The sequence below is a fragment of the Vibrio sp. YT-15 genome (genome assembly GCF_033337445.1).
Taxonomy (GTDB): Bacteria; Pseudomonadota; Gammaproteobacteria; order Enterobacterales; family Vibrionaceae; genus Vibrio; species Vibrio alginolyticus.
The window spans coordinates 1-1140 of the sequence record NZ_JAWOQR010000135.1 but is presented as its reverse complement, the minus strand read 5'-3'; the positions used below and the strand labels follow the sequence as shown (position 1 = coordinate 1140).

The window sequence follows — 1140 nt, the reverse complement described above, 5'->3', positions numbered from 1 at the left end:
CGCAGTAAAGTTTTTATGTTTGATCAATGCAGAAAAGATCACCATTTGCGCAGCACGTTCAGATAACACGCAGTACCTCGATAAGAATGTGGGAAAAACAAAGGGCTCCGAAGAGCCCCTATAAAACAGTATTTACTAACGAACTAGAATGAAATGCGATCAGCAAGATGGCTGACGGCAAGCGCGAAGTAGTAAGAGCGGTTCCACTTCATCAGTACGTTATAGTTATTGTAAACCAGATAAGTACGACCGTTTTCATCGTCAGGCATGATAAGCCATGCTTGGATATCTTCATTCAGTTTAGGTAATGGACTGCCATCGTACTTCGTGATGCCAAGTTTACTCCACTCCTGAAGATATTTGCCTTTTTCTGCCCCGCGTCCTTCTAGGCTACGATCAATCCCTTTCGGCACTTTCACTTGGCGCCCCCAAGTAAACTTATCGTCCCAGCCAGACTCGCTCAAGTAGTTAGCAGTAGATGCAAACACATCCGCTTTTGATTGCCAGATGTCTTTTTTTCCGTCTCCGTTACCATCGGCGGCAAAACGTAGGAAAGAGCTTGGCATAAATTGACACTGTCCCATCGCACCAGCCCAAGAACCTTTAAAATTATCTAGCTCGATATGGCCTTGATCAAGGATTTGCAGCGCCGCCATGGTCTCTTTGCGGAAAAATTCTTCACGACGACCTTCAAATGCCATCGTCGACAACGCATCAATTACGCGGAAGTTACCTGTAAACTTGCCAAAGTTACTTTCTACACCCCAGAGCGCAACAATAAAGCGAGGTTGCACGCCGTATTGATCGCCTATGCGCTTAAGCTCCGCATAGTGCTCTTTGTATAGTGCTTTGGCTTGCTTTACTTTCCACTCAGGGACTGCACGAGGAATGTATTCATCCAACGTCAGTTTTTTCTCTGGTTGGTTGCGGTCTGCTGTTACTGCTCTCGGTTTGTATTCAACATTTGCGAAAGCGGCACTGATTATCTGCTCTGAGATACCTTGGTTACGCGCTTCTGCACGCAATTTATCTAAGTATTCTTCAAAACCCTCGCTACTTGCAAAGGCTGAGGTACATACGCCAACGCTAAGCATTGTAGCCAGTATTTTTTTCATATTGCCCTCCTTGAGCAAGGCAGAA

At 45.5% G+C, this 1140-nt stretch carries 1 protein-coding gene; it reads right to left on the bottom strand.

Features of this window, described 5'->3' with window-relative positions:
- Positions 1-143 precede the first annotated feature (143 nt).
- Positions 144-1115 (bottom strand): lytic murein transglycosylase, encoded by a 972-nt coding sequence (locus tag R7D93_RS25825; RefSeq protein ID WP_318129625.1) that lies wholly within the window; start codon positions 1113-1115, stop codon positions 144-146.
- Between the last annotated feature and the right edge of the window lie 25 nt (positions 1116-1140).

What these genes read in the sequence shown, in the direction of transcription:
- R7D93_RS25825 (WP_318129625.1), bottom strand. Translation starts at nt 1,115, where the DNA reads ATGAAAAAAATACTGGCTACAATGCTTAGCGTTGGCGTATGTACCTCA.